3 protein-coding genes are annotated in these 5385 nt (G+C 37.0%); 1 reads left to right on the top strand and 2 read right to left on the bottom strand.

Features of this window, described 5'->3' with window-relative positions:
• Positions 1-473 precede the first annotated feature (473 nt).
• Together FLB_RS05415 and FLB_RS05410 are read right to left on the bottom strand one after the other, a co-directional pair.
• Entirely contained in the window at positions 474-3194 is a 2721-nt protein-coding gene (locus tag FLB_RS05415; protein WP_064714953.1) for a WG repeat-containing protein, read from the bottom strand.
• A gap of 8 nt (positions 3195-3202) precedes the next feature.
• Entirely contained in the window at positions 3203-3940 is a 738-nt protein-coding gene (locus tag FLB_RS05410; protein WP_064714952.1) for a hypothetical protein, read from the bottom strand.
• 246 nt (positions 3941-4186) lie between these two features.
• On the opposite strand from FLB_RS05410, the gene xerA reads away from it, so the two are divergent.
• Positions 4187-5230 (top strand): site-specific tyrosine recombinase/integron integrase, encoded by a 1044-nt coding sequence (gene xerA, locus FLB_RS05405; RefSeq protein WP_064714951.1) that lies wholly within the window; start codon positions 4187-4189, stop codon positions 5228-5230.
• Positions 5231-5385 lie beyond the last annotated feature (155 nt).

Genomic DNA, 5385 nt, shown 5'->3' with positions numbered 1-5385 from the left:
AACAAACAAAAATGTAGCTTGTATTTCTTTGTTTTAAGTAGATTTGCCTTGTGGGTAAGGATTAAGTTTACGGCTCATCGTTGTGGGCACGGATTGCAAATCCGCGCTATCGGGTTTATGTTTGCGGCTCATCGTTGTGGGCACGGATTGCAAATCCGCGCTATCGCTCCTAAAAAATATTTATACATATCCGAGCGATCGGGTGTAAAGTTGTGGTGTTTCTACTCTTCATACTAGCAAAGCGTTGCAGTTGTTTTTTTGTTATAAAAACAAAACGTACTCGCCTAGCCCCGATTGTAGTGAAAATCCTCTTGTGCCGGGGTTCGGCATAAGAGATTGTAGCGAAAAGCGGGACGACTCGTGTGGTGCGCAAAGAAGTGGTGCTTCTAGAAATCTTACCCATTGCTTTCAAAAATCGGTAGTATAATCAGTAATCCTTTTATCTTTTAGCATTTGCGCTCGAGGGTTTAACTTTAAAACCATCCTAAGAAGCCTTTCTTTTTGTTTATTTCTTGCTTTAGTTCCAAACACTGTTTATTTTCAGCGTCCAAAGCCAAGACTTCTTCGATTACCTCGAGTGCTTTCTTTTTGTTTTTGTATTCATGGAATTCATCAAATGCATACAAATACTTTACGTAAAACAAATCTGCATCAGGTTCGTACGCTTTTGCGAATGCGATAAAATCTTCTAATACGGTCTTAGCTTCTCCTAGGTTATCAGATAAATTATAGGTGCAAATGGTGGCTATATATCGTTTATAGTAGTGTTCCCATTCGCTCATGGCTAGTGCAATTTTGACCTGCTCTAGCGCTGATTGATAGTCTACTCTCTCACGTGTTTGATTCGCTATAAAATAATAGCTTTTGGCACTGAAAAAATGGAGGGTCTCTGCTGTATCACTAAGATTTTCTAAATGTTTCTTTACGTTATTTACCCACCAAGTCAGTCCTTGATTTACTCTAATCCGCTCCTCGGCTATCCATTCCAAGCCTTGTGTCGCCAGCCTGTTGGATTCATGGTATTTGTTTTCTACAAAAGCCGCTCGACACGCCATGCTCATCGCCGACAGCACGGTACTATTATTTTTTGGTAACAATGAAATGGCTTTCCTACTCCATTCATAGGCTTCTAAAAATTTTTCTCCATTAAAATACACTTGAGCCAAATCATAATGAAAACAGCCATATTGGATTTGAATAGTCACATTATCTTTATGGTTTTGATAATGGTAGTCAAATGCTTCGAACAATAGCATTGTTTTCTCCAAAATTATAGCATTTTCAAGCTGTTCCTCATTGATCGCAATGGCTTCGATAATTTCATTTAAAGCATCAAAATTCAACTTTGGAAAGTAGGTGACCGCTAATTGTCGGCGGTTTTCGTCTGGAAAAATACGCTCAATTTGTTTATTGTGATATTGTGCTTTTAGTGCTAAAATAATAGTCTTATGTTTTTTCAACCTCGGATCGCTTAGTAAATTTTCGATGGTATTTGCCTCTATTTCTTTAGGCTCAAAGGTGTTTTGATGATACAGTTCGAAGGTATCTTTCTTGAAGGCTACAACTAAATTTACTGCTGTTCCGTTATATACTGTTTTGGCATAAAAGGCGCTATAGTCTTCGGTTAAAAGCGGTGTTTGTTTTTTTACGCTAAACAAAGTCTTTTTGTTTTTGATCGCTAGTATCAATGCGGTATCGTCTAAAATAGTTGATCCAAATACTTGAATACGACCCAAAGCGTTGGTTAAAATTTGGCGAAATTTATTATGGGAATCGATTTGAAAAACCGTGGTTCCTTGTTCGTTTTTGGCAAAATAAAAATGATTGCTTCCGTCTAAATATTCGTTTTGATAAGTAATGGCCTCATAAATAAACGGAATAGCCGTTGTATTGTCTGAAAAAATTACGCCTTGCTTTCCCGCTGTATCTTTAGCCAAATAATAATGCCCTACCAATTGATTGCTATTATTTTCTGTAGTGTTAAAAATAGGAATTCCAGCTTCTGCAATAACAAGGTCATGCGCAAACGGTTGGAGTAAATGATTGAGGTAATAGGTTTGATTTTCTTCTTTTATCCATAAACGGTTGTAAAAACCTGGGACTTCTTCTGGTTCTGTTTGTTCGGTTTCGCTTTCCCCATTCAAAAACGATACGATTACAGGCGGATAACTTTCATTTCCTTCACTATCCAAAATGCAATACTTCGATTCATTTTTGGCAAAGAACAAGAGCTTTTGGTATTGAGCATCATAAGGAGCATTACGAATCAAGAGGTTGTCCCAAACCATTGGAACAATGCACTGGTTTTTTTCGTCAATGAGTCCAAACTTTTGATTTAATTTTACAGTAGCCCTGTATTTTCCGATGGGTTGGTTGGTATCGGCCTCCCATTTTTCGATTTCAAATTCGAAGTCATACGCATCTTCATACATCAACGGGATTACTTCTTCGCCTTTTTTATTGAGATAGCCAAAGAAGTTGTCTTTCATAACAACCGCCAATTCACTATCTCGCTCAAAATCCCAGATTTCGTCGTAAACCAGCGATAGCGTTACATTGGCCTTGGTTTTGAGTACTGCTTTTCCGTTTTCTCTAAAAATTTCTACTTCCTCTAGCTCGTTTTCCTTTTCTACCAAAGGATTGTCAAAAAAGCCTAAAGGTTCGTATCCGTATTTATAGCTTTCATGGTTAAAAAAATAGCGTAAAGACTCACTTCTGTGTGTGATTCGCGCATCGGTATAAATGGACATCAACCCTTCAATATCGTCTTTTTCGATACAGTTTTGAATCTCGGTATTTATTTCTTTTATGATTTGATAACATTCTTTAACCGCTTGTAGCATGGCTTCGGGTTCGTCTTCTAGCGTCATCAAAAAAACGTCGGTTCCATCAAGTTGGTAGTAAGAACTGTTGGGTGCTACCGATTCCAAAATTTTGTTTTTTATTTTAGAGAATTCCTCTGGTTTGTCCAAAACTTTTTCTTTGTGCGTATCGATAAAATCATACATTTTTTTAAAAAGTTCATACCCTTGTTCGGCATCGGCATAAAGAAAACAGTCGTCAAAGTGCACTTCACCCGAAAAAAGCGGAAAATACATGGGCGGAATCTCGTATTTCCATTCGGTCACCCCATCCTTATAGGTGATTTCGTCTCCTTCTTTGTCTATTTGATTTATGAAATAATAGTGTCCCATTTTGTATTCTAGTCTTTATTTTTCGACTTATTTTGATTCAAAATTGCTTTGCTTCTCCTTTGGATTTCCACAGGTAATGCTTTCCAATTGGCGTCAAATTCTTCATAGTAGTGGTCTTCTTCGTTACCCGCAGGGAAATAGGCTGTCGCTTTTGATTTTACAAACTCTTTATTTTTTAAAGTAAAAGTATACACTAGCTGTTTGTAAGGTTTGGCATCTAATCCGTCACTTTCTCCGTTGTATGTTAGATAAAATTCAGGGATCCCGTCTTTGTTCTCATCGGCAACAAAACAATTCGGGTAATCGAATTCAGGCCAATACACTTCGTTTCCAAAGTCTTGAAATTTTACTTTTTCAATAGTTCCTCCATGATCAGAGAGTAGTACAAAAGCATAAAGGTTGTGATTTGAAAGGGTAAAAGGCTCATTATAGTCTTTGCGAACAACTCCCCAAGTTCCATCCGCTTTTGTGCCATATACGTCGCTATAATTCCCTCCAAAATGTTCTATTTTCTTAGTTCTTTTCTTAAAAATAAAATGAAATTCCCCGTATCGACTAGACGTTCTAATAATCATGGTTGTTTTTCCATACGGTTTTGCCCCAAACGAATAATCAAAATCGGACTGTTCATTGAATACTGTTGAATCTTTGGGATAAAATGTCTTGGTTTGCAGCTTTTGACTTTGGCTACAGATCGGATTTGAAAATGCTAAAAGTAAGGTTATGATGAGGTTGCTTACGTTCATTATAAAGATGTTTTATATACAAACCATAAATGTCTAAAAAAAAATCAATTTTAAGTCTTATGAAGTCTATTAATTTAAGCGATTGAGGTAAAAGGTAAAAAGTAAAAGGTAAAAGGTAAAAGGTAAAAGGTAAATGGCAAAAGGTAAAAGGTAAAAGGCAGAAGGCTTCTGACTACCCACATTTCACCTTTTGCCTTTTCATCTTTCACATTTTTCATTATATTTAACCCTCTAACTATAAGCCTTATGCACTGGAAAGCCCAATTGATTACCCACCGAAAAGAAAAGAGAATAGCTGTTTATTTCGAAAAAAATGCTGCCTTAATCTCCCGCATCAAACAACTTGAAGGCTCCCGATGGAGTCAGACCTTAAGCGTTTGGCATTTGCCAGATACCATAGAAAACCGGATTCGGTTTAAAATTCAAACATTATCCTCCAGTTTGCCTTCTGATGAGGGCATTGCACAACTCGAAAAATTCAAACAATGGATGCGTTCGAGACGGTATAGTGAAAGTACGATAACGACCTATAGTGAGGCTTTAAAATCATTTTTGCTTTTTTATCGCGACAAACCCATTTCAGAGATCACCAATGAAGATGTCATCCTGTACAACAACGAGTATATTTTGGAAAAGAACATTTCATCTTCTTATCAGAATCAAATTGTAAACGGTATCAAATTATTCTTTGCTACCATTCGTGAAACCAAAATCGAGATTGATAAAATTCATCGTCCTAAACGAGAAAAAGTACTCCCGAACGTGTTGAGCAAGGATGAAGTAAAATTAATTTTGAACGCTCCTTCTAATTTGAAACATAAAACGATGTTGTCTTTGATTTACAGTTGTGGCCTAAGACGAAGCGAGCTTTTGCATTTAAAACCTGCCGATATTGATTCCAAACGAGGTATTATACTAATTCGCCAGGGCAAAGGAAAAAAAGACCGAATTGTCCCTTTATCTCCAAAAATACTCGAAATGTTACGAAATTATTATAGTACTTTCAAGCCCACAACTTGGCTTTTTGAGGGGCAAATTGCTGGAGCCACTTACTCTGAGAAAAGTTTGCAAAGTATTTTGAAGCAAGCGTTACAAAAAGCAGGGATTAGCAAACCGGCTACGTTGCACTGGTTGCGCCACAGTTATGCCACGCACTTATTAGAAAGCGGTACCGACTTGCGGTATATTCAGGAGTTGTTGGGCCATAGAAGTAGTAAAACCACCGAAATTTATACTCATGTTAGTACGAAAAGTTTGCAACATATTAAGAGTCCTTTTGATGATTTATGATAAATTTTTTTATATTTGGAGCATATAAAGACTGACTTGAGTCAGACCTATCACTCTATATTTGGTGTGATAGGTCTGATTTTATCAGACCTATATGCTAGTTAGGGTGTATAGCTCCGTTGAAAAGACACAGCCGACATCAACCAGACGTTTTT

The organism is Flavobacterium succinicans (genome assembly GCF_001662485.1).
Lineage (GTDB): Bacteria > Bacteroidota > Bacteroidia > Flavobacteriales > Flavobacteriaceae > Flavobacterium > Flavobacterium succinicans_A.
This window is presented reverse-complemented; position numbering and strand designations above follow the sequence as displayed.

What these genes read in the sequence shown, in the direction of transcription:
- FLB_RS05415 (WP_064714953.1), bottom strand. Translation starts at nt 3,194, where the DNA reads ATGGGACACTATTATTTCATAAATCAAATAGACAAAGAAGGAGACGAA.
- FLB_RS05410 (WP_064714952.1), bottom strand. Translation starts at nt 3,940, where the DNA reads ATGAACGTAAGCAACCTCATCATAACCTTACTTTTAGCATTTTCAAAT.
- xerA (WP_064714951.1), top strand. Translation starts at nt 4,187, where the DNA reads ATGCACTGGAAAGCCCAATTGATTACCCACCGAAAAGAAAAGAGAATA.